A 24,649-nucleotide genomic window follows, 5' to 3' on the forward strand; every position below is an offset into this window, starting at 1 on the left:
GATTAGCTCTTTTAAAATAAAACTTGAATTAACGTTGACGTTTTGCTTTGTTCAGTTTTCAAAGTTCAATGTGTCCGGCGCTTGTTTTAAGCGACTTTTATAATATATCATGTATTTCATTTTGATGTCAACTGTTTTTCAAAACTTTTTTTAAAAGTGTTTTGTTCGTAACAGCGACGTTTAATAATATACCAAGTTTTATTATTAACGTCAACACTATTTTAAAATTTTTTTAAAAGTGATTCCCGTCCACTAAGGAACACTTTCTATATAGTAGCGGGAATCCTTACAGATTAATAAGGTGTTTTTTTATCTTTATCCGTTTTAATATATTTTAGACATTCTTTATGGCTCGCTACTCTTTTAAATAAAGAAAATAAAATTTTATAACGTTCATCCATTGCCCTTTTGACAATATGGTCAATTCTTCCGTCTTTTAAATCAAACAATATTTCATCCATTTCTCTTTTTAATAAGTATTCTATTTCTTGTTTTTCTCTCTCATTTATCAATAGCCCTAACAAAACTTTCACCCCTTCATTATGGTAGTAGTAGTTTTTTCCAATTAAGCTTTTTTTATAATTATTTTTTGTAATTTTGATTTTGAGACATGCATACGTATGTAAAGATACATGTACTATGGAGGTGCACAATGAGGTTTTTCTATACTTTAGATGCCAGAAAGGTAAAGCAACTCAGTCTTATTATTGTCATTTCTTTTTTTACAGCTTTGTTTGTGTATACGAGTTCTATTTCCACTCAATCGGTTTTCTCTACTAGCGATGGACCAAAAGCCATTTATAAAGGGGAAAAAGGGATTGCACTAACATTTAATATCGGGTGGGGAGACGAAAAAGCAGAACCAATACTGAAAGAGTTGAAAAGGTTGAAAGTTGAATCAGCTACATTTTTCCTTTCCGGTGCCTGGGCAGAAAGACATCCAGAACTTGTAGAACAGATTGCTAAACAAGGATATGAAATCGGTAGTTTAGGTTATGCTTACGAAGATTATACAGATATAGAAGACAGCAAAGTAAGGCAGGATATTTTAAAAGCAGAAGCTGTATTTAAGAAATTAAATATTAAAGATATCAAACTTTTGAGAGTACCTACAGGACATTTTGATAAAGATGTCTTAAAAGTGGCGGATAAACTGGGCTACACAGTTGTTCATTGGAGTGTCGACTCGAAAGATTGGACAAATCCCGGTGTAGAAAAAATACTCGAAAACGTTACTAAAGCCAAAAAAGGGGATATCGTTTTATTGCATGCATCTGATTCTGCTAAGCAGACAAAAAAAGCTCTTCCCGCTATTGTAAAGCAACTGTCTAGTAAGGGTAATTTTGTCAATGTAACACATATGATATCTAATGGTGACGCAAAATCGACTATTATCCCTTAAAAAGGCTAGGCGGTAGTCACCGAGACGTACAAGAAACACCGCTCCTATATAGTGGCTAAGAATAGGTGCTAAAGGGTGGCTCTTTTTGCAAAAAAGGCTACGGACCTCTAGCCATTAAAACTATACACCCTTTTAGTGAGTATCTAGTCCCGAACATTCTCGATGCCGAAGCTAAACATAATACAGTTATCCATATGAAAAGATTTTATTATCTCCTGATAGGCAATAAAAAAGACGATCTTAAGGAATAATACTCCTGAAAGATCGTCCTTTTTATTATTTCTTATTTTCCCGTTCCACTTTCGACTTTTGGATATATTTTGGCAGCGCTAATAGCTGATATGCGTTACATACTAATAAAGCAATAAGCATTAAATATAACCATTTAATGGAGTTGACGAGTAGAACCGGAAGCCATTCGAGAACTGTGACAACTACCATAAAGAATAATGCAGGGATAAACGTATTTTGAGGAGATTGTTTTGTTTTAAAGTACGCTACAATCATACCGATAATCACTATGCCGAATCCTAATAAAATATACGGTAAGTAAGAATCCCCCTCAATGGCGAAAGCTTTAAAACGGAAATAGATTAAATCGAATAAAACAAAGGCAATGATTACAACTTGAACCGGATTCCACACTGATTTAAATAATCCTAATCCAAATTGATGAAGTGTTAAGTATGCAAAATAGCCCATTTGACTTATCACACTAAAAGTAAATCCGACAAAAACGAACCATAAAAGACTAGAAAGAATTGCACCAATTTCGCCGTTTTGAATGTAAGGTTCAAATTGATCCCATCTTATAAAAAAGGATGCTAACCCGGTTACTATTCCACCAATTAGTAATGTGTTGATAAAAAAACGAATCCAATTTCGGATAGTCACTTATTTTTCCTCCAATATGTCTAGTTCCAGCGGCTAAGGGGTTGAGACCACTTCTTAAAACTTAGTGTCTGCTGACTGCTACAGTGTCAGTCCCCATTAAACATCGCCACGTTGTTAGAGTAGTGGGCAAGTCATCACGGAGACAGACCCCTTTTCCTCTTAAAAGAGTAAGTAAATCACCTTGACCAAGCCCACTTCCACTTTTCTTGTCCAGTTCTAGTGGCTAGCTCGCTATGAAAAAGATGATTCCCCTCTAAGGGCAAAAAACGCCCTTTGAGGGAACCCCCTATTTTCTTCGCGAGCTGGGCGAGCCACTTCCACTTTTCTTGTCCAGTTCTAGTGGCTAGCTCGCTGTGAAAAAGATGATTCCCCTCTAAGGGCAAAAAACGCCCTTTGAGGGAAACCCCTATTTTCTTCGCGAGCTAGGCGAGCCACTTCCACTTTTCTTGATAATATACACTCTTATGATTGTACCAACGCTTTTGTAAAAAATCTAGACAGAGCTATAGAAGCGAATATTTTTTTGAAAAATAGACATATTAAAGGTAGGATTATTTGATTGAAAGGAGACTTATTATGAAGAAATATTCCTTTCTCTTCCTGCTCACCCTACTTCTTACCGCTTGCGCTGGCGGTGGTGGAGATGCATCAGGGAGCAGTCAAGTAGATTATGATGAAACAAAAAAAATGGTTGTTGATATATTAAAGACAGATGATGGAAAAAAGGCAATTCAAGAAGTCATGAAGGATGACAAAATGAAACAAGAACTCGTGATGGATCAAGCAATTGTCACAGATACCATCTCAAAAACGCTGACATCAGAAAAAGGTACAGAGTTTTGGAAGAAGTCATTTGAGGATCCTAAATTTGCTGAATCCGTAGCGAAAAGCATGAAAGATGGAAATGAGAAATTACTAAAAGACTTAATGAAGGACCCTGAATATCAAGGCATGATGATGGATTTATTAAAAGATCCTGAAATTCAGAAAGAAGTAACGGAAGTGTTAAAGAGTAAAGAGTATCGTGAACATGTTCAAAAGGTTGTCACCGAGACATTTGAAAGTCCACTGTTTAAAGCAAAGCTGCAAGATGTTTTATTAAAAGCAGCTGGAGAGATGAAAGATGGCGGGGAAGAAAAAAAGAAAAGCGAGGAAAGTAGTCAGGGCGGTGAATCTGGAAGCTCTGAAGGCCAAGAAGGACAACAATAAGATAAAAGGACTTAGTATCAGGGCATTGATACTAAGTCCTTTTTACGTCTAGCTTCAGCATCAAGGTAATAGCCGGGATCAAAGAGCTAGGCTAGCTCTTCTGTTTTCTCCAAAAGTTAATTGTCTCTCAGTAAGTTGCTTCTGCTTTTCCTAATGCTTAAAAATAATCTCCTCACAGGTACAACATTTACTTTCCAGAACTAACTAAGACGCTTTCGCAATTATTCTTTATTTATCTGTAGAAAGCTTTTCAATCACTTGATGAGCAATATCTCCATAAATTTTCCCAAGTCGATGATCCTCTGCGTACACGGATGGAGCAAAGTCTTCTTCATTCCAATCAGGTTGCTGAAGCGGTAGTTTACCAAGTAAATCTGTTCGAAGTTCCTCAGCAAGCTTTTCTCCGCCACCTTGACCGAATACAAATTCTTTTTCTCCTGTCACTTTACTTTCAAAGTAAGCCATATTTTCCACTACACCTACTATTTCATGATCCGTACTTAGCGCCATTGCACCAGCACGGGCCGCAACAAATGCCGCTGTCGGATGTGGTGTTGTAACAATAATTTCTTTACAATGAGGAAGCATTGTATGTACATCAAGAGCAACATCACCTGTTCCAGGCGGTAAATCTAGCAATAGATAATCTAGGTCTCCCCACTCTACTTCGGAAAAGAAGTTATTCAGCATTTTCCCAAGCATTGGACCACGCCAAATAACAGGGGCATTATCTTCTACAAAGAACCCCATAGAAATTACTTTTACCCCGAAGCGCTCTACAGGTATGATACTTTCCCCTCTTACAACAGGTCTGTTTACGATTCCCATCATATCCGGAACGCTAAACCCATAGATATCAGCATCAATTAACCCAACCTTTTTACCTTGACGAGCTAAAGAAACAGCTAAATTGACAGACACAGTAGATTTCCCAACTCCACCTTTTCCGCTGGCAATAGCAATAAAGGTTGTCTTACTCGCTGGAGATAAAAGGTCTGTCCCTTCTCCCCCTGTTCCTCTATGTTTTTCTAACTCTTCTGGTGATAAGTCAGCAAACCGGATTCCAACTGATTCCGCTCCATTATCTTTTAGTAATTGAACAATTTGCTGTTGAAACTGCATTTGTTCTCCTGTCCCAGTTTTGGCAATTGCTATTTTTACACTAACATGTTTTTTCTCTTCTTTTACCTTTACCTCTAAAACACCATTCGTTTCTTGTAACGTTTTATGTAAAAATGGATCTTTCAACTCATATAACAACTCGCGTATTTGTTGATCTGCTAGCATGTCCAATCCCTTCCTTTACGTGAATTCGTTTACAACTATTATCAGTATAACATATTCTAACTATAATGAATGCTCGAAAGGTTTCGTAATCTAAAAAGCGAAAACGGCTTGGTCAGACCTGAAATCCATAAGACGCGCCTGTCTTTTTCTTTTTTATACCTTGAGGAGCTAACTAATCCCCCTTTTCACGTCGGAACTTCCACAAATAAATAGCAAATGAACAACAAAAAGCTGGCAAGGCTATTCCTCGTCAGCTTCCTCCGTTATAAACCCCATGATTCCGTCGTAAATAGATGCAGCTACTTTCTCTTGATAATCTTCATCTTTCAAATTTTTTCTTTCTTCCGGATTTGATAAAAACCCTATTTCAATAAGTGCACCTGTTTTCTTTGCATGTTTAATTAAAAATACATTTTGAATTCCTTTCGCTTCTCTTGTTGTGTTCTCTAAGTTTCTAATTAGTTCGGATTGTATTGATTTGGCCAACCGTTTATTTTCTTTATACTTTGGATTGTAAAAAGTTTGTGCACCGCTCCACTTAGAGCTCGGAATTGAATTTAAATGAATGCTTAAATAAAGATCTGCATCTGACTCATTAATAAGCTCCAAGCGTTTTTTTAAATCTTCCACTTTTCTTCTACTGTAACCCCTTGTCTCCTCCAGTGCCAAATCCTCATCTTCTTCTCTCGTTAAAAGTACAAGGGCACCTTGTTCCTGAAGGTAGTCTCTTAATATTTTAGTAACATCCAAGGCTATTTCTTTTTCTAAAGCCTCCTTATCTCCCGCCCCTCCGTCAGGGCCTCCATGACCGGGATCAAGGTAGATAATTTTTCCGGATAAGGGGAGATTCCAGGATTCCCAAGTGTCTTTATCTAATATTTTAAATTGAAAAATAAAGAATAAGGCAATAACCGCACTTACAAATCCAATCCATTTAAGCTTCTTCTTCATTCTTGTCCCCCTTTTTAAGCTGCTTAAAAATTGCAGATTAACTTACTCTCTTTTTAAAAATATGGGACAAGAATGCAATTTAGAACAGAAATTCATTAAAAGAGGAGGCAACTATACAGGGGATAACAAGCAAACAGTTTCAGTACAAGCCTTTATTTTTACTTCAGGTTTATTGGACAAATTTCTGTTTTATCTAGACACTTCCATGGGCTTTTCGGACACTTTTTACTTTTTTCGGACAAATTCCTTTGACTTCTAGACAAACTACCTTTTTCTGTAAGATAATACCCTACTGTAGCACTATTAACCCCATTGCAAATATTTTTCATGCAGAATCGACTAGCACACGGGATCCCTAGAAATAAAGATAGTTAATGTAACCGAAGCTTCAAGCGTTTAATTCCATTGTGGTAACCTTCCGCCCACCATGTCTCTACAAAATGTTCACAGCAGTAATAAAAGGATTCATCGACTTTATTAGAAACTCCCATTTCCGCCCAATAAAGCCAGAAGTTATATAATGTATCGATAAAATGCTTAAGCTCCTCATCACACCGCTTTTTCACATCATCAAGACTATCTCCTTGACGACCAAACTTACTGAGTTTTCCTCCAAGTAAATACGACTCAATTGCCACATCAAAACAGGCCTCATCAAATCCTTCTTGCATAAAGGTTCCACCTTGAACACGTATATACCCAAAGTGCTTCCTTACACTTTCTTTTAACATCTTTATGGATATTTCCTTTAGTAATTCTCGTTCCTTTTTTATTTGTTTTTCTCTTCTTTTTGAATTAAACGTTGTAATTACGTTCAAGACTATCCACCCCTTTGAACGTATTTTTTGACTTATTCCGCTACTTCATTCGAGCAAAGGTTTCCAATTTTAATCTTTTGAGGTCCGTCCCTCATTGCATTAGCACATTAAAGCAACGAGGGACGGACTTCAAATTGACCTTTAATCCCATAAAAAAAGACCCCCAACCAAAATGGTTGAGAGCCTTCTTGAACACCTGCAAATTAACGTTTTGAGAACTGAGGTGCACGACGAGCGCCTTTAAGACCGTATTTTTTACGTTCTTTCATACGAGCGTCACGAGTTAATAGTCCAGCGCGTTTTAGTGTTCCACGGTATTCAGGATCTACTTGTAGTAAAGCACGAGCGATACCGTGACGGATAGCACCTGCTTGACCAGTGTATCCTCCACCATTAACGTTTACTAATACATCATAGTTACCAAGAGTTTCAGTAGCAACTAAAGGTTGCTTAATTACTTCTCTTAATGCTGCGAATGGAATGTAATCTTCTACTTCACGTTTATTGATAACAATGTTACCGTTACCTGGTACTAAGCGTACACGAGCTACTGAGCTCTTACGACGACCAGTTCCGTAATATTGAACTTGAGCCAAGATAATAACCTCCTCTTTTTAATTATCCACGAAGTTCGTAAACTTCTGGTTGTTGAGCTTGATGCGGATGTTCCGCTCCAGCATATACGTGTAATTTTTTGAACATTTGACGACCTAGAGAACCTTTTGGAAGCATTCCTTTAATAGAAAGCTCTAACATTTTCTCTGAGTAGTTTGTACGCATTTCTAGCGCTGTACGAGATTTTAAACCACCTGGGTGTTGGCTGTGACGGTAGTAAATTTTGTCCGTAAGCTTTTTACCAGTTAGTTCAATTTTAGATGCATTAAGAATAATCACATGATCACCAGTGTCAACATGTGGTGTGTAAGTTGGTTTGTGTTTACCGCGTAGAATAGAAGCTACTTCACTAGATAGACGACCTAGAGTTTTGCCTTCTGCATCTACAACGTACCATTTACGATCGATTTCGTTCGATTTTGCCATATACGTCGTACGCATGATTTAACCTCCTAAATATAAAATCCATAGTATTTATTTTCAATCACGAATAATTTCCGGGGCTATCCGTGGGGTTAATAACATACCATATGCTATATTATCTTGTTCACAAGCTGATGTCAAGAGTATGTTACACCAGGATTAGTTGTTTTAGAGAAAAATATTCAATCCCATTGTTTTTAAGCTTATTAATTTTCCTCATACTGAACTTGCCATAAATAAAGCCCATGTGCGGCAGCAGTCTTTCCAGCCGCTTTGCGGTCCCTCTTATTCAATATAACCGGTATCTCCTCTGGTTTTTTTCTGCCAGAACCTACCTCTAATAAAGTTCCTACTATTATTCTCACCATATTGTAAAGAAATCCATTTCCGGTAAAAGAAAAAGTAAGTTCCAGATCATCTTGCTCCACTTTAATATTGTGGATAGTACGCACTTTATCTTCCTTATCCGTTTTCGTCGAACAAAAACTTGTAAAGTCGTGTTCCCCAATGAAATAGCGAGCAGCAATTTGAATTGCCTCTAGATCTAGCTGGTAGGGATAGTACAAAGAAAAATCCCTTGTAAACGGAGATCTCCTTTTCCCTAACATAACTTTATACCGGTATTCCTTTTGTTTTACAGAATATCTAGCATGAAAATCATCCTGAACATATTTTGCGGAGACAATTACTACTTCATCTGGAAGTATAGAGTTCAGTACAACAGGCCATTTTTCCTCTGGGATTGAAAAATCCGTATCAAAATGGAACACCTGGCCTATTGCATGGACCCCCGCATCTGTTCTTCCGGAGGATATTACTTTTACGAATTTCCCTTTATGCACTTTGGTAAGTGCTTTTTCTAGTACACCTTGTACTGTGCGCTGCCCTGGCTGTACTTGGTAACCATTAAAAGCCGTTCCATCGTATGAAACTGTACATTTAATTCGTTGCATAATTTACACTCCTGCTATCCTCTAAAAAGGACTAATATGGCTGCGAGAAGGACTAATGTAACTAGAATACACGTATCACTCATCCTCCACGTAAGCAGCCTATACTTTGTTCTACCTTCTCCACCCCGGTAGCCCCTTGCCTCCATTGCAATGGCAAGGTCTTCTGCCCGTTTAAAGGAGCTGACAAAAAGCGGAATAAGAAGAGGGATAATTGCTTTAAGCCTCTCTTTTATCGGCCCTGATGAAAATTCTGCTCCCCGTGCCATTTGTGCCTTCATAATTTTATCTGTCTCTTCCATCAGCGTCGGAATAAACCGTAAAGAGATCGACATCATTAACGCCAGCTCATGGACGGGAAACTTCACCTTTCTTAACGGATTAAGCAAAGACTCTAATCCATCTGTAATAGAAATAGGAGAAGTTGTTAACGTTAAAAGTGATGTTATGAGGATTAAATAAAAGAATCGAAGAGAAATAAATACCCCTTGTCTTAACCCTTCTTCATGCACAGAGATAAACCCCACTGAAAAAAGTACTTCTCCCTCTTTTGTAAATAGAACGTGAAGGAAAAAAGTAAATAGGACTAGCCATAGAATTGGCTTTAATCCTCCTAGGATAAAGCGAATAGAAAGTTTAGATAATATAAGTGCAATAAAAGTAAACGCGCCTAGGATGGCGTACGTTATAAAGTTATTTGCTAGAAATACAATACAGATAAAAGCAAAAATAAAAATGAGCTTTGACCTCGGATCAAGTTGATGTAAAAGTGACTTTGCCGGCACAAAGCGTCCAAATATCATTTTTTCCATCATTTTGAAACACCCCCACTGCGTAGAGAGTGGATTTCACTTGCGAGTTCGTCTATTGTCAGACAAGTTTTGGAAAGCTTTACCCCTGCTTTATTTTCAAACAAATATTGAAAACGAACAACATCTGGAACATCTAGCCCCATTTCGAATAATTGCTCCGGCTGAGAAAATATAGCTTGCGGCTTGTCTATTTGCTTTAACTGCCCTTTTTGTAAAATAGCAATCTTATCTGCATAACGAGCTGCATCTTCCATACTATGAGTAACGAGAATAGTCGTAAGCCCCTTTTCTTGATGCAGTTCATAAAACATGTCCATCATTTCCTTCTGACCTCGAGGATCGAGCCCCGCTGTTGGCTCATCTAAAACAATTACATCTGGTTCCATTGCTAACACACCCGCAATTGCCACTCGCCTCATCTGCCCTCCAGATAAGTCAAAAGGAGATTTGTCTAGCACCTCTTCTGGTAATCCTACTTTAGAAATAAGTTCTTTCGCTCTTTTCTTTGCCTGTTCTTCCGGGACACCAAAGTTCATCGGTCCAAAGCAAATATCTTTTAACACTGTTTCTTCAAACAACTGATGCTCTGGAAATTGAAAAACAATTCCTACTTTTTCTCTAACGCTCTTCAAGTTTTTCATTTTCTGTTTTGAATCGACTGTCATGTCTCCAATAGTTACACTACCATTTGTAGGTTTTAAAAGAGCATTTAAATGTTGCAATAACGTTGATTTACCGGAACCTGTATGCCCAATAATCGCTAAAAACTGTCCTGACGGAATATCAAGGTTTATATCTTGTAAAGCGAGCTTTTCAAATGGCGTTTTGTATGAGTAACGATATTCTACTTGTCGAAATGAGATGTGCATAGAACGTCCACCAACTCTTCTTCTGTAAAATAATTTTTGGATAATTGGATGCCTTCCCTTTTAAGTGCTCCCGCTAACTTTACTGTAAAAGGGGAATCTAACCCTAATTTCGTAAGCTCATCCTCTAATAAAAATATTTCTTCTGGCGAGCCCTCTTTAAATACAGTTCCTTGATTTAAAACAACCATTCGATCAGCCTTCGTTGCTTCTTCTAAGTCATGTGTGATGGAAATGACCGTTAAGTTCTCCTTTTCTTTTAACACTCTTACAGTCTCCAAAACTTCTTTTCTCCCTTTAGGATCCAGCATAGACGTTGCTTCATCGAGAATTATAATATCCGGCTGCAATGCAATAACCCCCGCAATCGCAACTCTTTGCTTCTGTCCTCCCGATAGATGGTGGGGCTCTTGAACAAGAAAGTCCTCCATGTTCACACTTTTTAAAGCTTCTTCTACTCTTGTTACCATCGTTTCATATGGTATACCGTGGTTTTCTAATCCAAAAGCCACATCATCCTCTACAGTCGCTCCAACAAACTGATTGTCGGGGTTTTGAAATACCATCCCGATTTTAGAGCGAATATCCCAAACTGTCTCTTCTTGCAATGAGACTCCATCGACCTCTACAGTTCCTTCTCCTGGAAAATGCATTCCATTCAACATTTTAGCTAATGTAGACTTCCCAGACCCATTATGTCCAACAATCGCTAACCATTCTCCAGCCTTTACATCTAAACTAATCCCTTTTAAGGCATATTCCTTTTGGTCAGGATACTGGAAGAAAACATCCTCTACTTTGATAATCTCCTTCATCCTTCGAAGCCTCCCCTACGCTCAACATTTCTCCACTAATCTATCTCGAATTTACTCTATTGTAAATCCTCTTTTCATATAAATGATAGTTTTTCCACTAGAAAGAAGCCTTTAAATAAATCTTTTGTGACCTCGTCTGTACTCTCTAAACAAAAATATGCTTTCAGTTTACTAGCACTATCATTCGTAAAAACAACTTTTTAAAAAGGCTATTTTCTTAAAGTTTGTTGTTTGTAGGTAATAGACCGTACTTTCCGCTCCAATCCACTCTGAGTTTTTAATTGTGATTAAGAGCAACAACATTTTAGAAAATAGCCTTAAAAAAGCTGCGTAAATAAAAAAAGCCTGCACCCCTTTCCAAAGAAAAGTAATCTTTTCTTGTTCGCAAGTGAACAGCTTCTATGTCTATAGAAGTTGGAAGGAGTGCACGAGCTAAACGAGACATTCCATTTGGAGATGCTCATCATAACGCTCTGCTTTTCATCATATTGGAATTATACAAAAAGGGCAAAGAAGCAGTTAAGTGATAACTGTCCCGCCCTTTTTATACATTACCGAATTATTAAACTAACTCGATGATTGCCATTGGAGCACCGTCACCGCGACGAGGACCAACTTTCATGATACGAGTATATCCACCTTGACGCTCGTTGTAACGAGGTGCAATATCAGCGAATAATTTTTGTACAGCATCTTGACCATTTTCAGCATTTGCTACTTCATGACGGATGAATGCAGATGCTTGACGACGCGCATGTAAGTCACCACGTTTACCTAATGTGATCATCTTTTCCACAACTGAACGAAGCTCTTTCGCACGAGTTTCAGTTGTTTCGATACGCTCGTTGATAATTAGGTCAGTAGCTAAATCACGTAGTAATGCTTTACGTTGTGCACTAGTGCGTCCTAACTTTCTGTAAGCCATTAAGGGTTCCCTCCTTTGTTGATTCGTTAAAACAACATGATGTTAGTTAGTCGTCTTTACGTAATCCTAATCCAAGGTCTTCTAGTTTAACTTTAACCTCTTCAAGGGATTTGCGACCTAAGTTACGTACTTTCATCATATCTTCTTCAGTCTTGTTAGCAAGTTCCTGAACAGTGTTGATTCCAGCACGTTTTAAACAGTTATATGAACGAACAGAAAGATCCAGCTCTTCGATCGTCATCTCTAGAACCTTTTCTTTTTGATCTTCTTCTTTTTCTACCATGATTTCAGCATTCTGCGCCTCATCTGTAAGACCAACGAAAATATTAAGATGTTCTGTTAGAATTTTTGCACCAAGAGAAATTGCTTCCTTCGGTCCAATACTTCCATCAGTCCATACATCAAGAGAAAGTTTATCGTAGTTCGTCATTTGACCAACACGAGTATTTTCCACTTGATAATTTACGCGTGAAACTGGAGTGTAAATAGAATCGATTGGGATCACGCCAATAGGAAGATCCTCACGTTTATTTTGATCAGCTGGTGTATAACCGCGTCCGCGCCCAGCAGTTAAACGCATGCGGAAGTGACCGCTCTTCGATAGAGTTGCAATGTGTAAATCTGGATTTAACACCTCGACATCACTATCATGAGTAATATCAGCAGCTGTTACAGTCCCTTCACCTTGTACATCAATCTCTAACGTTTTTTCTTCATCAGAATAAATCTTTAACGCCAATTTTTTGATATTCAAAATGATGGATGTAACGTCCTCGACGACGCCTTCTATTGTTGAAAATTCATGCAGCACTCCATCTATTTGAATAGATGTGACAGCAGCACCTGGGAGTGAAGATAGTAGGATACGACGTAAGGAGTTACCCAATGTTGTACCATATCCACGCTCAAGTGGTTCTACGACGAACTTTCCATATGCAGCATCATCGCTGATCTCAATCGTTTCAATTTTCGGCTTTTCAATTTCGATCATAATTATTTACCCTCCTTCAAAACGTCGAAATCCCGGAACGCTGGATAAATCATCCCGAAATTCCCCATGTTTACGTTCCCGATTGTGCATCAACAACTGGTCTAACGCTTTTCTTGTAAATGATCTCAATATCATATCCCATTATAGACAATGATACAAAATTTATACAAAAAAATTAAACGCGGCGACGTTTTGGTGGACGGCATCCATTATGAGGAACTGGAGTAACATCTTTAATTGCAGTAACTTCTAGACCTGCAGCTTGAAGTGCACGGATTGCTGCTTCACGACCAGCACCAGGACCTTTAACTGTTACTTCAAGAGTTTTTAAACCATGTTCCTGAGAAGCTTTTGCAGCAGTTTCAGCTGCTAGTTGAGCTGCGAAAGGAGTCGATTTACGAGAACCTTTGAAGCCTAATGAACCAGCACTTGACCATGCAACAGCGTTACCATGAACGTCAGTAATTGTTACGATTGTATTATTGAATGTAGAACGAATGTGTGCAATACCTGCTTCGATATTCTTTTTCACACGACGTTTACGAGTATTAGTTTTACGTGCCATACTAAGAAGTACCCTCCTTTACTTATTATTTTTTCTTGTTCGCTACAGTCTTACGAGGACCTTTACGTGTACGAGCATTGTTTTTAGTATGTTGTCCGCGAACTGGTAAACCACGACGGTGACGAAGACCACGGTAGCTTCCAATTTCCATTAGACGTTTGATGTTAAGAGAAAGTTCACGACGAAGGTCACCTTCAACTTTTAATTTATCAACAGTCTCACGGATTTTTCCTAATTCGTCATCAGTAAGATCACGAACGCGAGTATCCTCAGATACACCAGCTTCAGCTAGGATTTGTTTAGCAGTATTTTTACCAATACCATAAATGTATGTTAATGAAATGACAACACGTTTATCACGCGGAATGTCAACACCAGCTATACGTGCCATTTATATGTGCACCTCCTTCAATATTAACCTTGTTTTTGTTTGTGTTTAGGGTTTTCACAGATAACCATAACTTTTCCGCGACGACGAATGACTTTACATTTTTCGCAGATTGGTTTAACAGATGGTCTAACTTTCATCTTATTCTAACCTCCTTAATAGTACGGAGTGCAATAGATTATTTATAACGATAAGTGATTCTACCACGCGTTAAGTCATACGGAGATAACTCCACTGTCACTTTATCTCCTGGAAGTATACGGATGAAGTGCATACGAATCTTCCCGGAAACATGTGCTAGTACAGTATGACCATTGTCTAATTCTACCTTAAACATTGCATTCGGCAAAGTTTCAACAACTTTACCTTCAATTTCAATTACATCATCTTTTGCCATCGAACTCAGTCTCCCTTCTTCTCATCATTTATACATTCATTAACAAACTTAGAAATAGCATATCTTAGTTTTCCATTTGTTACTCGCCCGGTTTCTAAGATACTACTTTGAACTTCTGGAGAAACATAATCATATAAATGAAGATGTGAAATGTTTTTTCGCTTGGCACGATCAAACTTCCGTTTATCTCCATCCGCGATTAGTACAAACCGTTCATTCAATTGTTGAATGACGACCGAGTACTGTCCAGTGTCCCGACCTTTTTTAGTTAAAACAATCTGGCCTATCCTCGGAGTCGAATCTGACTCGTTCAATCCAATCACCTTCACTTAGGCTTTCGTTAAAATTTCATAGCCATCATCAGTAATTGCAACTGTATGTTCGAAGTGCGCACACATTTTACCATCAACTGTAACAACTGTCCAGTTATCCGATAATGTTTTTACATATCGACTGCCTGCATTAACCATAGGTTCAACAGCGAGTACCATCCCAGGCTTTAAGCGTGGACCCTTGTTAGGAGGACCATAGTGAGGAATTTGAGGATCCTCATGTAAGTCTTGACCAACTCCGTGCCCTACATACTCACGAACAATGGAAAAACCTTTTGCTTCAACATAAGTTTGAATACTATGAGAGATATTCGAAAGACGTTCGCCTGGTTTAGCTTCTTTCAACCCTAGATGTAAAGATTCTTCTGTTACATCTAAGAGTTGTTGGGTTTCTTTATCAATTTTTCCGACAGGATATGTCCAAGCAGAGTCACCGTGATAGCCATTATATTTAGCACCTATATCGAGGCTAATTATATCGCCATCCTTTAAGACTCTATCACTAGGAATACCGTGGACTAATTCATTATTGACAGAAGAACAGATACTGCCACGAAACCCATTGTACCCTTTAAAAGATGGAATTGCATCATACTTACGAATAAATTTTTCTGCTATTGCATCCAATTCTTTCGTCGTGACCCCAGGGGAAATATGCTTTTGCAATTCCTGATGAGTTAATGCGACGATTTTACCTGCATGACGCATAATCTCAATCTCTCTCGGAGTTTTACAAATGATCATTATGAAAGGCCTCCAAGAAGTTCATCAATGCCAGCAAAGACCTTTACGATATCTTGTTGACCGTCAATGTTTTTCAGATAGCCTTTGTCTTCGTAGTAATCCAAAAGAGGTTTTGTTTGTTGGATGTTAACGTCTAAACGATTTTGAACCGTTTCTTCGTTATCATCTGCGCGTTGGTATAATTCACCGCCGCAGCGATCACAAACGCCTTCTTCTTTTGGTGGATTAAAGATAAGGTGATAAGTAGCGCCGCACTCTTTACAGATACGACGACCTGTTAGACGCTCCATCAAAATATCTTTATCTACTTCAATATTAATGACATAATTCATTTTTTTACCAAGATCGGAGAGGATATTCTCAAGAGCCTCTGCTTGTGCAACCGTTCTTGGAAAACCATCTAAAAGAAATCCTTTTAGACAATCTTCTTTACTTAATCTTTCACGAACAATACCAATCGTTACCTCATCAGGAACTAGATCACCATTATCCATAAAAGACTTAGCTTTCAAGCCTAGTTCAGTACCTTCTTTTATAGCTGCACGGAACATATCTCCAGTTGAGATATGAGGGATTCCATATTTCTCTATAATCTTTTCGGCTTGTGTACCTTTACCCGCACCTGGTAAGCCCATCAGTACTATATTCACTCGAACTCCCCCTCAGTCTCTTAAGTGGTTTTAGGAACATCGTGTTCCCAAAACCTTCTTATTTAATAAAACCTTTGTAGTGACGCTTTACTAACTGTGCTTCTAACTGCTTCATTGTTTCAAGTGCTACACCGACAACGATAAGCAAGCTGGTTCCACCAATTTGAGCTGCAGGTGGAAGACCCGCAAATTTGATGAAGAACACAGGAAGAATAGAAATCACAGAAAGGAAGACTGCACCAACAAATGTTAGACGATACAGAACGCGAGTGAGATATTCTTGTGTGTTCTGACCTGGACGGATACCAGGGATATATCCACCCTGTTTCTTCAAGTTCTCCGCCATTTGTTCCGGGTTCACTTGAATGAAAGCGTAGAAATACGTAAAAGCAATAATTAGCGCTACATAGATGATCATACCAATCCAGTTTGTATAATCAAAAATGTACTGAATTGTGCTTGTGATATCATTTGTTCCAAAGAACGAAGCAATTGTCTGTGGTGTAATGATAAAGGAAATCGCGAAGATTACCGGAATTACACCAGCAGCATTCACCTTTAATGGCAGATGCGTAGACTGACCGCCTACTGGACTGCGCCCTACTAGACGTTTTGCATATTGAATTGGAATTTTACGCAATGCTTGTTGAATAAACACTACTCCAACGATAATGGCAATAACAGCTAAAACGATTAATACAAGAACCATAATATGAAGGAATAACTGATCACCAGCACCTTCTATTTGTTGAGCATAAATTTGGTTAACTGTATTGGGAATGGCAGCTACGATACCCGCGAAGATAAGGATAGAAATACCATTTCCAACACCTTTAGCAGTAATTTGTTCCCCTAACCACATAAGAAAAGCCGTACCAGCTGTAAGTACAACAGCTATTAATAGGTACGTACCGATCCCCGGGTTCTGGATTAACATCCCACCATATATACGGTTAAAACCATAGGACATACCCAATGCTTGAACAAAACCTAATATAATAGTGAAATATCGGGTGAACTGAGCTAATTTGCGACGCCCTACATCCCCTTGTTTAGACCACTCTGTAAACTTCGGAACTACATCCATCTGCAATAGCTGGACGATGATCGAAGCTGTGATATAAGGCATGATACCCATAGCAAAAATGGAGAAGTTTTGCAGAGCACCGCCACCAAAAGTATTAAGGAATCCTAAAATTCCAGACTCATCTTGCATTTGTAAGACATTAGCATCTACGTTTGGCACTGGTATAAAAGCACCAATACGAAAGATGACTAACATTAAAAGAGTGAAAATGATTTTGTTTCTTATATCACTCACGCGCATAAAGTTGGAGATTGTCTGAAACATTAAATCACCTCAGTGCTACCGCCAGCAGCTTCAATAGCTTCTTTAGCAGCATTTGAGAATTTGTTTGCTTTTACTGTAAGCTTCTTCTCGATTGAACCTTTACCAAGAATTTTGATTCCAGCTTTTTCGCTACTTACTACACCAGTTTCGATTAATAGAGCTGGAGTAACTTCAGTACCATCCTCAAAGCGATTTAATGCATCTAAATTTACAATTGCATATTCTTTACGGTTGATGTTTGTGAAACCGCGTTTAGGTAAACGTTGGAATAAAGGAGTTTGACCACCCTCGAAACCAGGGCGAACACCGCCACCAGAACGAGCATTTTGTCCTTTATGACCTTTTCCGGCAGTTTTACCATTACCAGAACCGATACCACGGCCCACACGATTACGCGTTTTGCGAGAACCTTTAGTAGGTTGTAACTCATGTAATTTCATGTCGTCGGCACCTCCTTATTTTACGAAAAAAATCGATTATTTTTCTGTTACCGTTACTAAGTGAGCAACTTTATTGATCATGCCGCGAACTGCAGCATTGTCTTGTTGTTCAACTGTTTGGTGCATTTTACGTAAGCCTAAAGCTGCAACAGTTTTACGCTGAGCTTCTGGGCGACCAATCAAGCTACGAGTGAGGGTAATTTCTAGTTTGTTCGCCATCGTTATCCCTCCTTATCCTAACAATTCTTCTACTGATTTACCACGTAATTTTGCTACGTCTTCAGCACGTTTTAATTGTTTTAGACCTTCAATTGTTGCACGTACCATGTTAATAGGTGTGTTAGAACCTAATGATTTAGATAGGATATCTTGAACCCCTGCTAATTCAAGTACCGCACGAACAGGTCCACCAGCGATAACTCCTGTACCTGCAGAAGCTGGTTTGATCAAAATACGACCAGCACCAAATTGTCCGATGATTTCGTGAGGTGTAGTTCCACCTACCATTGGTACTTCAACAAGATTTTTCTTCGCATCTTCAATCGCTTTACGAATTGCATCTGGTACCTCTTGTGCTTTACCAGTTCCGAAACCAACGTGACCATTTTTATCACCAACTACTACAAGAGCAGCGAAACGGAAACGACGACCACCTTTAACAACTTTCGCAACACGATTGATTGTAACTACGCGTTCTTCAAATTCTAGTTTACTTGGATCAATACGACGCATTTGGATTGTCCCTCCTTTTTATTAAAATTGTAAGCCGTTTTCGCGAGCAGCTTCAGCTAAAGCTTTAACACGGCCGTGATATAAATAACCTCCGCGGTCAAATACAACAGAATTTAAGCCCTTATCAGCAGCACGTTTAGCAACAAGTTCTCCAACTTTAACAGCTGCATCTACATTTCCAGTTGAACTTAAACCAAGCTCTTTATCGTTTGAAGATGCACTAACAAGAGTTACACCATTCATATCATCAATAATTTGAGCGTAGATATGGTTATTAGAACGGAATACGTTTAAACGAGGACGAGATTCTGTTCCAGTGATTTTAGAACGAACACGTGCGTGTCTTTTTTTACGGACTTTGTTCTTATCATTCTTTGTAATCACCTTCGGTCACTCCTTTCTTTGCCTAAGCGGCATTATTTACCTGTTTTACCTTCTTTACGGCGTACATATTCGCCTTCGTAACGAATACCTTTACCTTTGTAAGGCTCAGGAGCGCGTACAGCACGAATGTTAGCTGCAAGTGCACCAACACGTTCTTTATCAATACCTTTAATAGATACTTTTGTATTTGAAGGTACATCGATTTCTAGTCCTTCTTCTGGTTCGATCTCAACTGGGTGAGAGTAACCAACGTTAAGTACAAGCTTTGTACCTTGTTTTTGAGCACGGTAACCGACACCGATTAGCTCAAGATTTCTTTCATATCCTTTTGATACACCTTCAACCATGTTAGCGATTAGGGCACGAGTTGTACCATGTAATGCGCGGTGGTCTTTTGCATCAGAAGGACGAGTAATATTAAGGATGTTTTCTTCCATCTCAACCTTGATATCAGGGTTGAATGTACGAGAAAGTTCACCTTTAGGTCCTTTTACCGTTACTGTGTTGTTCTCGCTGATCGTAATTGTTACATCAGATGGAACTTCAATAGGTTTTTTTCCTACACGTGACATTCTGTTGCACCTCCATTCATTTCAAAAAATCTTACCAAACGTAAGCTAGAACTTCTCCGCCTACTTGTTTTGCACGAGCCTCTTTATCAGTAACAACACCTTGAGATGTTGATACTAGAGCGATTCCAAGACCATTTAGTACTTTTGGTACTTCGTTTGCTTTTGCATATACGCGAAGACCTGGTTTTGAGATACGCTTTAATCCAGTGATTACACGCTCATCGTTTGAACCATATTTTAAGAAAATACGGATAACACCTTGTTTGTTATCTTCGACATACTCTACGTCACGCACGAAACCTTCACGTTTAAGGATTTCAGCGATTTCTTTTTTCATGTTAGAAGCAGGAACTTCTAATCTTTCGTGACGTACCATATTCGCATTACGGATGCGAGTTAGCAAATCTGCAATTGGATCTGTCATTGTCATGTTAATTTACCTCCTTCCCAAAATAGGGTTTTACCAACTAGCTTTCTTAACGCCAGGAATTTGACCCTTATATGCAAGTTCACGGAAACAAATACGGCAAAGCTTGAATTTACGGATAACTGAGTGTGGACGCCCACAGCGCTCACAACGTGTATATTCTTGAACTTGATGCTTTGCAGTACGTTTTTGTTTCGCAATCATTGATTTTTTAGCCACATTTTCGCCTCCCTTATTTAGCGATTACTTTTGGAATGGCATTCCGATTTGTGTCAATAATTCACGAGCTTCTTCATCAGTGTTCGCAGTAGTTACAATAACGATATCCATACCGCGTACTTTTGAAACTTTATCATAATCAATTTCAGGGAAAATTAATTGTTCTTTTACACCTAATGTGTAGTTTCCGCGACCGTCGAATGCTTTTTTAGAAACACCACGGAAGTCACGTACACGTGGAAGAGAAACAGAAATTAATTTATCCAAGAATTGGTACATACGCTCTCCGCGAAGAGTAACTTTTGCACCGATTGGCATACCTTCACGAAGACGGAAGCCAGCGATAGACTTCTTCGCTTTTGTGATAACAGGTTTTTGACCAGTAATGTCCGTTAACTCATCTACAGCTACATCTAAAGCTTTTGAGTTAGCTACTGCATCGCCAACACCCATGTTAACAACAATTTTTTCAATCTTAGGTACTTCCATTACAGATTTATAATTGAATTTGCTCACTAGAGCAGGACTGATTTCACTTTGAAATTTTTCTTTTAGGCGGTTCATGTAGTGTACCTCCCTTCTTTATTAGAACTATTTATCTAGAACTTCACCTGATTTTGTTGCTACACGCACTTTTTTACCATCAACCGTTTTATATCCAACACGAGTTGGTTCATTCGATTTAGGATCTAAAGGCATTACGTTCGAAACATGAATCGCTGCCTCTTGGCTGATGATTCCACCTTGTGGGTTCATTTGTGAAGGTTTAGCGTGCTTTTTCACTACGTTTACACCTTCAACAAGAACACGGTCTTTTTTAGGGAATGCTGCTAAAACAACGCCTGTTTTCCCCTTGTCTTTTCCTGTGATGACCATGACTTTATCGCCTTTTTTCACATGCATTTCGTCGCACCTCCTTGAATGGTCCAATGCAAGTCTATTAAAGAACTTCTGGAGCTAAAGATACAATTTTCATAAAGTTACTATCGCGCAATTCACGTGCTACTGGTCCAAAGATACGAGTTCCACGAGGACCTTTATCGTCACGGATGATTACACAAGCATTTTCGTCAAATTTGATATAAGTACCATCTTGACGACGAACACCACTTTTCGTACGTACGATTACGGCTTTAACAACGTCACCTTTTTTAACAACGCCACCTGGTGTTGCTTGTTTTACTGTACAAACGATAACATCACCAATGTTAGCAGTCTTACGACCAGAACCACCAAGTACTTTAATTGTTAATACTTCACGTGCACCTGAGTTGTCAGCAACTTTTAAACGAGATTCTTGTTGAATCATTTAGTTAACCTCCCTTCGGAATTAACATAAGTCCGATCAATATAATTAGATAATAACAGCTTTTTCAATAACCTCTACTAGACGGAAACGTTTCGTAGCAGATAGTGGACGAGTTTCCATAATACGTACCACATCGCCTACTTTTGCAACGTTGTTCTCATCATGAGTCTTAAACTTCTTAGAGTACTTAACGCGTTTGCCGTATAGAGAATGCTTTTTGTAAGTTTCAACTTGAACAGTGATTGTTTTATCCATTTTATCGGAAACAACACGGCCAGTGTATACCTTACGTTGATTGCGTTCACTCATTTAAGCAAACCTCCTCTCTTTATCGATTGTTTATGCCGATCTCTCTTTCACGGATTACAGTTTTCATACGAGCGATCGCTTTACGTACTTCACGGATACGAGCTGTGTTTTCTAGCTGTCCAGTCGCAAGTTGGAAGCGAAGATTAAATAATTCTTCTTTTAGAGATTTTGCTTTTTGTTCAATTTCGGCAGTGGTTAGGTCACGAATTTCATTACTTTTCATTTGATTCACCACCAATTTCTTCACGTTTAACAAACTTACACTTGATTGGAAGTTTGTGTGCTGCAAGACGAAGAGCTTCACGAGCTACTTCCTCAGAAACGCCAGCGATTTCAAACATGATTTTACCAGGTTTTACAACTGCCACCCATCCTTCTGGAGCACCTTTACCGGAACCCATACGTACTTCTAGTGGCTTTGCAGTATAAGGTTTGTGAGGGAAAATTTTAATCCAAACTTTACCGCCACGTTTCATGTAACGAGTCATTGCAATACGAGCAGCCTCGATTTGACGGTTTGTGATCCAAGACGCTTCAGTAGCTTGTAAGCCGTATTCGCCAAAAGCAACTTCTTGACCGCCTTTTGCACGACCACGCATTTTACCACGATGTTCGCGACGATGTTTTACGCGTTTAGGTAATAACATTATTATTTTCCTCCTTCCTCAGTTTTCTTCTTTGTAGGAAGAACCTCTCCACGATAGATCCATACTTTAACACCAAGTTTACCGTAAGTAGTGTCAGCTTCTGCGTGAGCATAGTCGATGTCAGCACGAAGAGTATGAAGTGGAACAGTTCCTTCGCTGTAGTGTTCCGCACGAGCGATATCAGCACCGCCAAGACGACCAGATACTTGTGTTTTAATTCCTTTTGCACCAGCGCGCATTGCACGTTGAATTGTTTGCTTTTGTGCACGACGGAAAGATACACGGTTTTCTAATTGGCGAGCAATATTTTCTGCTACTAATTTAGCATCTAAATCAGCTTTTTTAATTTCAACGATATTGATGTGTACTCTTTTACTAGTTAGTCCGTTAAGTGCTTTACGTAAAGCCTCAACTTCTGTACCACCTTTACCGATAACCATACCAGGTTTTGCCGTATGAACTGTAATGTTAATACGGTTAGCAGCACGTTCAATTTCAACTTTAGAAACTGATGCATCTGCTAAACGTTTTGCAATATATTCACGTACTTTAAGGTCTTCGTGTAATAGTGTTGCGTAATCTTTGTCAGCGTACCATTTAGATTCCCAATCACGAATTACTCCGACACGAAGTCCTACCGGATGTACTTTTTGACCCACGGATTATCCCTCCTTCTTTTCTGATACCACAAGTGTAATGTGACTTGTGCGTTTGTTGATTTGACTTGCACGACCCATCGCACGAGGACGGAAACGTTTAAGTGTTGGGCCTTCGTTTACATAAGCTTCTGTAACGATTAGGCTATTAATGTCCATATCATAATTGTGCTCTGCATTCGCAACAGCAGATTTAAGTACTTTCTCGATTACTGGTGAAGCAGCTTTTGGTGTATGATTTAAAATCGCTACCGCTTCTCCAACTTGCTTTCCTCGGATTAGATCAACCACTAAACGAACTTTACGAGGAGCAATACGTACTGTTCTAGCAACAGCTTTTGCTTGCATTAGGATACCCTCCTCTCATTAACGTCTTGTTTTCTTATCATCACTAGCGTGACCTTTGTAAGTACGTGTTGGTGCAAATTCACCAAGCTTGTGACCTACCATATCTTCAGTAACATAAACTGGTACATGTTTACGGCCATCGTAAACTGCAATAGTGTGACCGATGAATGCTGGGAAGATCGTAGAACGGCGAGACCAAGTTTTAACAACTTGCTTACCATCCGTATCGTTCAGTTTCTCGATCTTATTCATTAAATGATCATCAACAAAAGGTCCTTTTTTTAAGCTACGACCCATGTCTGAACCTCCCTTCGCGACTGAGCTACGGCTCTGTATTTGAACCGTAGGACAATCCCGTTATTTTTTGCGTCGACGTACGATAAATTTATCTGATTTGTTGTTTTTGTTACGTGTTTTGTAACCAAGAGTTGGTTTGCCCCATGGTGACATTGGTGATTTACGTCCGATAGGAGCGCGTCCTTCACCACCACCGTGTGGGTGATCGTTAGGGTTCATTACAGATCCACGTACTGTTGGGCGTTTGCCTAACCAACGAGAACGACCTGCTTTACCAACATTGATAAGTTCATGCTGTTCATTACCAACTTGACCTACAGTAGCACGACAAGTAGCAAGAATCATACGAACTTCACCCGAGTTAAGTCGTACAAGTACATATTTACCTTCTTTACCAAGTACTTGTGCAGAAGTTCCTGCAGAACGCACCAATTGACCACCTTTACCAGGTTTCAATTCGATGTTATGAACTACAGTACCAACTGGGATATTAATAAGTGGTAACGCATTACCTACTTTGATATCTGCTTCAGGACCAGACATTACTTCCATTCCTACTACTAGTGTTTTAGGAGCTAGAATATAACGTTTTTCTCCATCTACATAATTAATTAATGCAATATTTGCGGAACGGTTTGGATCATACTCAATTGTAGCAACGCGTCCAGGTATACCATCTTTATTGCGTTTAAAATCGATGATACGGTATTGACGCTTATGACCGCCGCCTTGATGACGAACTGTTAACTTACCTTGGTTGTTACGGCCACCTTTTTTGTGTAAAGGTGCTAATAATGATTTTTCCGGTTGATTCGTTGTAATTTCAGCGAAATCGGAAGTAGTCATACCGCGACGACCATTAGAGGTAGGTTTATACTTTTTAATCGCCATGTTTTTCCCTCCTCTTCTTACTTGTTTATTATT

At 38.9% G+C, this 24,649-nt stretch carries 40 protein-coding genes; 2 read left to right on the forward strand and 38 right to left on the reverse strand.

What is annotated here, in order from left to right; all coding sequences use genetic code 11:
* Positions 1 to 293: 293 nt before the first annotated feature.
* Complete coding sequence (locus ACFSUL_RS09410) at positions 294 to 524, reverse strand: hypothetical protein (RefSeq protein WP_071413612.1); 231 nt, start codon at positions 522 to 524, stop codon at positions 294 to 296.
* A gap of 128 nt (positions 525 to 652) precedes the next feature.
* Between ACFSUL_RS09410 and pdaB the strand changes: the two genes are divergently transcribed.
* Positions 653 to 1,402 carry a polysaccharide deacetylase family sporulation protein PdaB gene (gene pdaB, locus ACFSUL_RS09415; protein WP_377934812.1) on the forward strand — a complete coding sequence of 250 codons (750 nt, stop codon included), beginning with the start codon at positions 653 to 655 and terminating at the stop codon, positions 1,400 to 1,402.
* Positions 1,403 to 1,678: 276 nt separating this feature from the next.
* Here the strand turns inward: pdaB and ACFSUL_RS09420 are convergent, their stop codons facing one another.
* The gene (locus ACFSUL_RS09420; protein WP_377934813.1) at positions 1,679 to 2,296 is read right to left on the reverse strand and encodes a KinB-signaling pathway activation protein; all 618 of its coding nucleotides are present in this window, start codon (positions 2,294 to 2,296) and stop codon (positions 1,679 to 1,681) included.
* A gap of 576 nt (positions 2,297 to 2,872) precedes the next feature.
* On the opposite strand from ACFSUL_RS09420, the gene gerD reads away from it, so the two are divergent.
* Complete coding sequence (gene gerD, locus ACFSUL_RS09425) at positions 2,873 to 3,505, forward strand: spore germination lipoprotein GerD (protein WP_071413615.1); 633 nt, start codon at positions 2,873 to 2,875, stop codon at positions 3,503 to 3,505.
* Positions 3,506 to 3,733: 228 nt separating this feature from the next.
* On the opposite strand, the gene ACFSUL_RS09430 is transcribed toward gerD, so the two are convergent.
* The 36 genes from ACFSUL_RS09430 to rplB all read right to left on the reverse strand — a co-directional run bounded on the left by ACFSUL_RS09430 (position 3,734) and on the right by rplB (position 24,616).
* Complete coding sequence (locus tag ACFSUL_RS09430; protein WP_377934816.1) at positions 3,734 to 4,792, reverse strand: P-loop NTPase; 1,059 nt, start codon at positions 4,790 to 4,792, stop codon at positions 3,734 to 3,736.
* A 240-nt stretch (positions 4,793 to 5,032) separates the two neighbouring features.
* Positions 5,033 to 5,743, reverse strand: a complete 711-nt coding sequence (gene cwlD, locus ACFSUL_RS09435; RefSeq protein WP_071413617.1) for an N-acetylmuramoyl-L-alanine amidase CwlD — start codon at positions 5,741 to 5,743, stop codon at positions 5,033 to 5,035.
* A 371-nt stretch (positions 5,744 to 6,114) separates the two neighbouring features.
* Positions 6,115 to 6,561 carry a DUF2521 family protein gene (locus ACFSUL_RS09440; protein WP_071413618.1) on the reverse strand — a complete coding sequence of 149 codons (447 nt, stop codon included), beginning with the start codon at positions 6,559 to 6,561 and terminating at the stop codon, positions 6,115 to 6,117.
* Between the two features lie 203 nt (positions 6,562 to 6,764).
* Complete coding sequence (gene rpsI, locus ACFSUL_RS09445; protein ID WP_071413619.1) at positions 6,765 to 7,157, reverse strand: 30S ribosomal protein S9; 393 nt, start codon at positions 7,155 to 7,157, stop codon at positions 6,765 to 6,767.
* Positions 7,158 to 7,179: 22 nt separating this feature from the next.
* Positions 7,180 to 7,617 (reverse strand): 50S ribosomal protein L13, encoded by a 438-nt coding sequence (gene rplM / locus ACFSUL_RS09450; protein ID WP_377934820.1) that lies wholly within the window; start codon positions 7,615 to 7,617, stop codon positions 7,180 to 7,182.
* Between the two features lie 188 nt (positions 7,618 to 7,805).
* Positions 7,806 to 8,552 carry a tRNA pseudouridine(38-40) synthase TruA gene (truA, locus tag ACFSUL_RS09455; protein ID WP_377934822.1) on the reverse strand — a complete coding sequence of 249 codons (747 nt, stop codon included), beginning with the start codon at positions 8,550 to 8,552 and terminating at the stop codon, positions 7,806 to 7,808.
* Positions 8,553 to 8,566: 14 nt separating this feature from the next.
* Positions 8,567 to 9,364: an energy-coupling factor transporter transmembrane component T family protein gene (locus ACFSUL_RS09460; protein WP_377934824.1), complete on the reverse strand. Its 798-nt coding sequence runs from the start codon at positions 9,362 to 9,364 to the stop codon at positions 8,567 to 8,569.
* On the reverse strand, positions 9,361 to 10,230 hold the full coding sequence (locus ACFSUL_RS09465) for an energy-coupling factor ABC transporter ATP-binding protein (protein WP_377934826.1): 870 nt from the start codon (positions 10,228 to 10,230) through the stop codon (positions 9,361 to 9,363). The genes ACFSUL_RS09460 and ACFSUL_RS09465 overlap by 4 nt, the downstream gene beginning before the upstream one ends.
* Complete coding sequence (locus ACFSUL_RS09470; protein ID WP_377934828.1) at positions 10,206 to 11,042, reverse strand: energy-coupling factor ABC transporter ATP-binding protein; 837 nt, start codon at positions 11,040 to 11,042, stop codon at positions 10,206 to 10,208. The genes ACFSUL_RS09465 and ACFSUL_RS09470 overlap by 25 nt, the downstream gene beginning before the upstream one ends.
* A gap of 562 nt (positions 11,043 to 11,604) precedes the next feature.
* Complete coding sequence (rplQ, locus tag ACFSUL_RS09475) at positions 11,605 to 11,967, reverse strand: 50S ribosomal protein L17 (RefSeq protein WP_071413625.1); 363 nt, start codon at positions 11,965 to 11,967, stop codon at positions 11,605 to 11,607.
* Positions 11,968 to 12,013: 46 nt separating this feature from the next.
* Entirely contained in the window at positions 12,014 to 12,958 is a 945-nt protein-coding gene (locus ACFSUL_RS09480; protein ID WP_377934831.1) for a DNA-directed RNA polymerase subunit alpha, read from the reverse strand.
* 175 nt (positions 12,959 to 13,133) lie between these two features.
* A complete protein-coding gene (gene rpsK / locus ACFSUL_RS09485) occupies positions 13,134 to 13,523 on the reverse strand; it encodes a 30S ribosomal protein S11 (protein ID WP_071413627.1) in 390 nt (129 codons plus the stop codon).
* Positions 13,524 to 13,548: 25 nt separating this feature from the next.
* On the reverse strand, positions 13,549 to 13,914 hold the full coding sequence (gene rpsM, locus ACFSUL_RS09490) for a 30S ribosomal protein S13 (protein ID WP_071413628.1): 366 nt from the start codon (positions 13,912 to 13,914) through the stop codon (positions 13,549 to 13,551).
* Between the two features lie 23 nt (positions 13,915 to 13,937).
* Entirely contained in the window at positions 13,938 to 14,051 is a 114-nt protein-coding gene (rpmJ, locus tag ACFSUL_RS09495) for a 50S ribosomal protein L36 (RefSeq protein WP_000868344.1), read from the reverse strand.
* Between the two features lie 38 nt (positions 14,052 to 14,089).
* Positions 14,090 to 14,308 carry a translation initiation factor IF-1 gene (infA, locus tag ACFSUL_RS09500; protein ID WP_071413629.1) on the reverse strand — a complete coding sequence of 73 codons (219 nt, stop codon included), beginning with the start codon at positions 14,306 to 14,308 and terminating at the stop codon, positions 14,090 to 14,092.
* Positions 14,309 to 14,313: 5 nt separating this feature from the next.
* Positions 14,314 to 14,622, reverse strand: a complete 309-nt coding sequence (locus ACFSUL_RS09505; RefSeq protein WP_377934834.1) for an RNA-binding protein — start codon at positions 14,620 to 14,622, stop codon at positions 14,314 to 14,316.
* Between the two features lie 15 nt (positions 14,623 to 14,637).
* Positions 14,638 to 15,384, reverse strand: a complete 747-nt coding sequence (gene map, locus ACFSUL_RS09510) for a type I methionyl aminopeptidase (protein ID WP_377934836.1) — start codon at positions 15,382 to 15,384, stop codon at positions 14,638 to 14,640.
* Positions 15,384 to 16,034, reverse strand: a complete 651-nt coding sequence (locus ACFSUL_RS09515; RefSeq protein ID WP_071413632.1) for an adenylate kinase — start codon at positions 16,032 to 16,034, stop codon at positions 15,384 to 15,386. The genes map and ACFSUL_RS09515 overlap by 1 nt, the downstream gene beginning before the upstream one ends.
* Before the next feature lie 58 nt (positions 16,035 to 16,092).
* Positions 16,093 to 17,385, reverse strand: a complete 1,293-nt coding sequence (secY, locus tag ACFSUL_RS09520; RefSeq protein ID WP_377934839.1) for a preprotein translocase subunit SecY — start codon at positions 17,383 to 17,385, stop codon at positions 16,093 to 16,095.
* A complete protein-coding gene (gene rplO / locus ACFSUL_RS09525; protein ID WP_071413634.1) occupies positions 17,385 to 17,825 on the reverse strand; it encodes a 50S ribosomal protein L15 in 441 nt (146 codons plus the stop codon). The genes secY and rplO overlap by 1 nt, the downstream gene beginning before the upstream one ends.
* A 36-nt stretch (positions 17,826 to 17,861) precedes the next feature.
* Complete coding sequence (gene rpmD / locus ACFSUL_RS09530) at positions 17,862 to 18,044, reverse strand: 50S ribosomal protein L30 (protein ID WP_071413635.1); 183 nt, start codon at positions 18,042 to 18,044, stop codon at positions 17,862 to 17,864.
* A gap of 12 nt (positions 18,045 to 18,056) precedes the next feature.
* On the reverse strand, positions 18,057 to 18,557 hold the full coding sequence (gene rpsE / locus ACFSUL_RS09535) for a 30S ribosomal protein S5 (RefSeq protein ID WP_071413636.1): 501 nt from the start codon (positions 18,555 to 18,557) through the stop codon (positions 18,057 to 18,059).
* Positions 18,558 to 18,578: 21 nt separating this feature from the next.
* The gene (rplR, locus tag ACFSUL_RS09540; RefSeq protein WP_071413637.1) at positions 18,579 to 18,941 is read right to left on the reverse strand and encodes a 50S ribosomal protein L18; all 363 of its coding nucleotides are present in this window, start codon (positions 18,939 to 18,941) and stop codon (positions 18,579 to 18,581) included.
* A 32-nt stretch (positions 18,942 to 18,973) separates the two neighbouring features.
* Positions 18,974 to 19,513 carry a 50S ribosomal protein L6 gene (rplF, locus tag ACFSUL_RS09545; RefSeq protein WP_071413638.1) on the reverse strand — a complete coding sequence of 180 codons (540 nt, stop codon included), beginning with the start codon at positions 19,511 to 19,513 and terminating at the stop codon, positions 18,974 to 18,976.
* A gap of 31 nt (positions 19,514 to 19,544) precedes the next feature.
* Entirely contained in the window at positions 19,545 to 19,943 is a 399-nt protein-coding gene (gene rpsH / locus ACFSUL_RS09550; RefSeq protein ID WP_071413639.1) for a 30S ribosomal protein S8, read from the reverse strand.
* Positions 19,944 to 19,973: 30 nt separating this feature from the next.
* Positions 19,974 to 20,159 carry a type Z 30S ribosomal protein S14 gene (locus tag ACFSUL_RS09555; protein WP_071413640.1) on the reverse strand — a complete coding sequence of 62 codons (186 nt, stop codon included), beginning with the start codon at positions 20,157 to 20,159 and terminating at the stop codon, positions 19,974 to 19,976.
* A 24-nt stretch (positions 20,160 to 20,183) separates the two neighbouring features.
* Positions 20,184 to 20,723 (reverse strand): 50S ribosomal protein L5, encoded by a 540-nt coding sequence (gene rplE / locus ACFSUL_RS09560; protein WP_377934845.1) that lies wholly within the window; start codon positions 20,721 to 20,723, stop codon positions 20,184 to 20,186.
* Between the two features lie 27 nt (positions 20,724 to 20,750).
* Complete coding sequence (gene rplX, locus ACFSUL_RS09565) at positions 20,751 to 21,062, reverse strand: 50S ribosomal protein L24 (RefSeq protein WP_071413642.1); 312 nt, start codon at positions 21,060 to 21,062, stop codon at positions 20,751 to 20,753.
* Between the two features lie 37 nt (positions 21,063 to 21,099).
* The gene (gene rplN / locus ACFSUL_RS09570) at positions 21,100 to 21,468 is read right to left on the reverse strand and encodes a 50S ribosomal protein L14 (RefSeq protein ID WP_071413643.1); all 369 of its coding nucleotides are present in this window, start codon (positions 21,466 to 21,468) and stop codon (positions 21,100 to 21,102) included.
* A 45-nt stretch (positions 21,469 to 21,513) separates the two neighbouring features.
* Entirely contained in the window at positions 21,514 to 21,777 is a 264-nt protein-coding gene (gene rpsQ / locus ACFSUL_RS09575; RefSeq protein WP_377934848.1) for a 30S ribosomal protein S17, read from the reverse strand.
* Between the two features lie 19 nt (positions 21,778 to 21,796).
* Positions 21,797 to 22,000 (reverse strand): 50S ribosomal protein L29, encoded by a 204-nt coding sequence (rpmC, locus tag ACFSUL_RS09580; RefSeq protein ID WP_071413645.1) that lies wholly within the window; start codon positions 21,998 to 22,000, stop codon positions 21,797 to 21,799.
* Positions 21,990 to 22,424 carry a 50S ribosomal protein L16 gene (rplP, locus tag ACFSUL_RS09585; RefSeq protein WP_071413646.1) on the reverse strand — a complete coding sequence of 145 codons (435 nt, stop codon included), beginning with the start codon at positions 22,422 to 22,424 and terminating at the stop codon, positions 21,990 to 21,992. Before rplP ends, rpmC begins: the two co-directional genes overlap by 11 nt.
* A gap of 2 nt (positions 22,425 to 22,426) precedes the next feature.
* Entirely contained in the window at positions 22,427 to 23,083 is a 657-nt protein-coding gene (gene rpsC / locus ACFSUL_RS09590; protein ID WP_071413647.1) for a 30S ribosomal protein S3, read from the reverse strand.
* Between the two features lie 3 nt (positions 23,084 to 23,086).
* Entirely contained in the window at positions 23,087 to 23,428 is a 342-nt protein-coding gene (rplV, locus tag ACFSUL_RS09595) for a 50S ribosomal protein L22 (RefSeq protein ID WP_071413648.1), read from the reverse strand.
* 18 nt (positions 23,429 to 23,446) lie between these two features.
* Complete coding sequence (gene rpsS, locus ACFSUL_RS09600; RefSeq protein ID WP_071413649.1) at positions 23,447 to 23,725, reverse strand: 30S ribosomal protein S19; 279 nt, start codon at positions 23,723 to 23,725, stop codon at positions 23,447 to 23,449.
* A 60-nt stretch (positions 23,726 to 23,785) separates the two neighbouring features.
* On the reverse strand, positions 23,786 to 24,616 hold the full coding sequence (gene rplB, locus ACFSUL_RS09605; protein ID WP_377934852.1) for a 50S ribosomal protein L2: 831 nt from the start codon (positions 24,614 to 24,616) through the stop codon (positions 23,786 to 23,788).
* Positions 24,617 to 24,649 lie beyond the last annotated feature (33 nt).

Origin of the sequence: Bacillus seohaeanensis (assembly GCF_042684945.1) — a bacterium.
GTDB lineage: Bacteria > Bacillota > Bacilli > Bacillales > Bacillaceae_B > Rossellomorea > Rossellomorea seohaeanensis.

Bases quoted from the DNA above. Each gene is read 5' to 3' on its own strand.
- rpmC (WP_071413645.1), bottom strand. From the start codon at position 22,000: ATGAAAAGTAATGAAATTCGTGACCTAACCACTGCCGAAATTGAACAA.
- rplE (WP_377934845.1), bottom strand. From the start codon at position 20,723: ATGAACCGCCTAAAAGAAAAATTTCAAAGTGAAATCAGTCCTGCTCTA.
- map (WP_377934836.1), bottom strand. From the start codon at position 15,384: ATGATCATTTGTAAAACTCCGAGAGAGATTGAGATTATGCGTCATGCA.
- rplN (WP_071413643.1), bottom strand. From the start codon at position 21,468: ATGATTCAACAAGAATCTCGTTTAAAAGTTGCTGACAACTCAGGTGCA.
- ACFSUL_RS09430 (WP_377934816.1), bottom strand. From the start codon at position 4,792: ATGCTAGCAGATCAACAAATACGCGAGTTGTTATATGAGTTGAAAGAT.
- rpsK (WP_071413627.1), bottom strand. From the start codon at position 13,523: ATGGCACGTAAAACTAATACTCGTAAACGTCGTGTGAAAAAGAATATC.
- rpsH (WP_071413639.1), bottom strand. From the start codon at position 19,943: ATGACAATGACAGATCCAATTGCAGATTTGCTAACTCGCATCCGTAAT.
- rplQ (WP_071413625.1), bottom strand. From the start codon at position 11,967: ATGGCTTACAGAAAGTTAGGACGCACTAGTGCACAACGTAAAGCATTA.
- rpmJ (WP_000868344.1), bottom strand. From the start codon at position 14,051: ATGAAAGTTAGACCATCTGTTAAACCAATCTGCGAAAAATGTAAAGTC.
- rplF (WP_071413638.1), bottom strand. From the start codon at position 19,513: ATGTCACGTGTAGGAAAAAAACCTATTGAAGTTCCATCTGATGTAACA.
- ACFSUL_RS09480 (WP_377934831.1), bottom strand. From the start codon at position 12,958: ATGATCGAAATTGAAAAGCCGAAAATTGAAACGATTGAGATCAGCGAT.
- ACFSUL_RS09465 (WP_377934826.1), bottom strand. From the start codon at position 10,230: ATGCACATCTCATTTCGACAAGTAGAATATCGTTACTCATACAAAACG.
- rpsM (WP_071413628.1), bottom strand. From the start codon at position 13,914: ATGGCACGTATAGCTGGTGTTGACATTCCGCGTGATAAACGTGTTGTC.
- rpmD (WP_071413635.1), bottom strand. From the start codon at position 18,044: ATGGCGAACAAACTAGAAATTACCCTCACTCGTAGCTTGATTGGTCGC.
- ACFSUL_RS09460 (WP_377934824.1), bottom strand. From the start codon at position 9,364: ATGATGGAAAAAATGATATTTGGACGCTTTGTGCCGGCAAAGTCACTT.
- rplV (WP_071413648.1), bottom strand. From the start codon at position 23,428: ATGCAAGCAAAAGCTGTTGCTAGAACAGTACGTATTGCTCCTCGTAAA.
- infA (WP_071413629.1), bottom strand. From the start codon at position 14,308: ATGGCAAAAGATGATGTAATTGAAATTGAAGGTAAAGTTGTTGAAACT.
- rpsQ (WP_377934848.1), bottom strand. From the start codon at position 21,777: ATGAGTGAACGCAATCAACGTAAGGTATACACTGGCCGTGTTGTTTCC.
- rplB (WP_377934852.1), bottom strand. From the start codon at position 24,616: ATGGCGATTAAAAAGTATAAACCTACCTCTAATGGTCGTCGCGGTATG.
- rplO (WP_071413634.1), bottom strand. From the start codon at position 17,825: ATGAAATTACATGAGTTACAACCTACTAAAGGTTCTCGCAAAACGCGT.
- rplP (WP_071413646.1), bottom strand. From the start codon at position 22,424: ATGTTATTACCTAAACGCGTAAAACATCGTCGCGAACATCGTGGTAAA.
- pdaB (WP_377934812.1), top strand. From the start codon at position 653: ATGAGGTTTTTCTATACTTTAGATGCCAGAAAGGTAAAGCAACTCAGT.
- cwlD (WP_071413617.1), bottom strand. From the start codon at position 5,743: ATGAAGAAGAAGCTTAAATGGATTGGATTTGTAAGTGCGGTTATTGCC.
- rplX (WP_071413642.1), bottom strand. From the start codon at position 21,062: ATGCATGTGAAAAAAGGCGATAAAGTCATGGTCATCACAGGAAAAGAC.
- rplM (WP_377934820.1), bottom strand. From the start codon at position 7,617: ATGCGTACGACGTATATGGCAAAATCGAACGAAATCGATCGTAAATGG.
- secY (WP_377934839.1), bottom strand. From the start codon at position 17,385: ATGTTTCAGACAATCTCCAACTTTATGCGCGTGAGTGATATAAGAAAC.
- truA (WP_377934822.1), bottom strand. From the start codon at position 8,552: ATGCAACGAATTAAATGTACAGTTTCATACGATGGAACGGCTTTTAAT.
- rpsE (WP_071413636.1), bottom strand. From the start codon at position 18,557: ATGCGTCGTATTGATCCAAGTAAACTAGAATTTGAAGAACGCGTAGTT.
- gerD (WP_071413615.1), top strand. From the start codon at position 2,873: ATGAAGAAATATTCCTTTCTCTTCCTGCTCACCCTACTTCTTACCGCT.
- ACFSUL_RS09470 (WP_377934828.1), bottom strand. From the start codon at position 11,042: ATGAAGGAGATTATCAAAGTAGAGGATGTTTTCTTCCAGTATCCTGAC.
- rpsS (WP_071413649.1), bottom strand. From the start codon at position 23,725: ATGGGTCGTAGCTTAAAAAAAGGACCTTTTGTTGATGATCATTTAATG.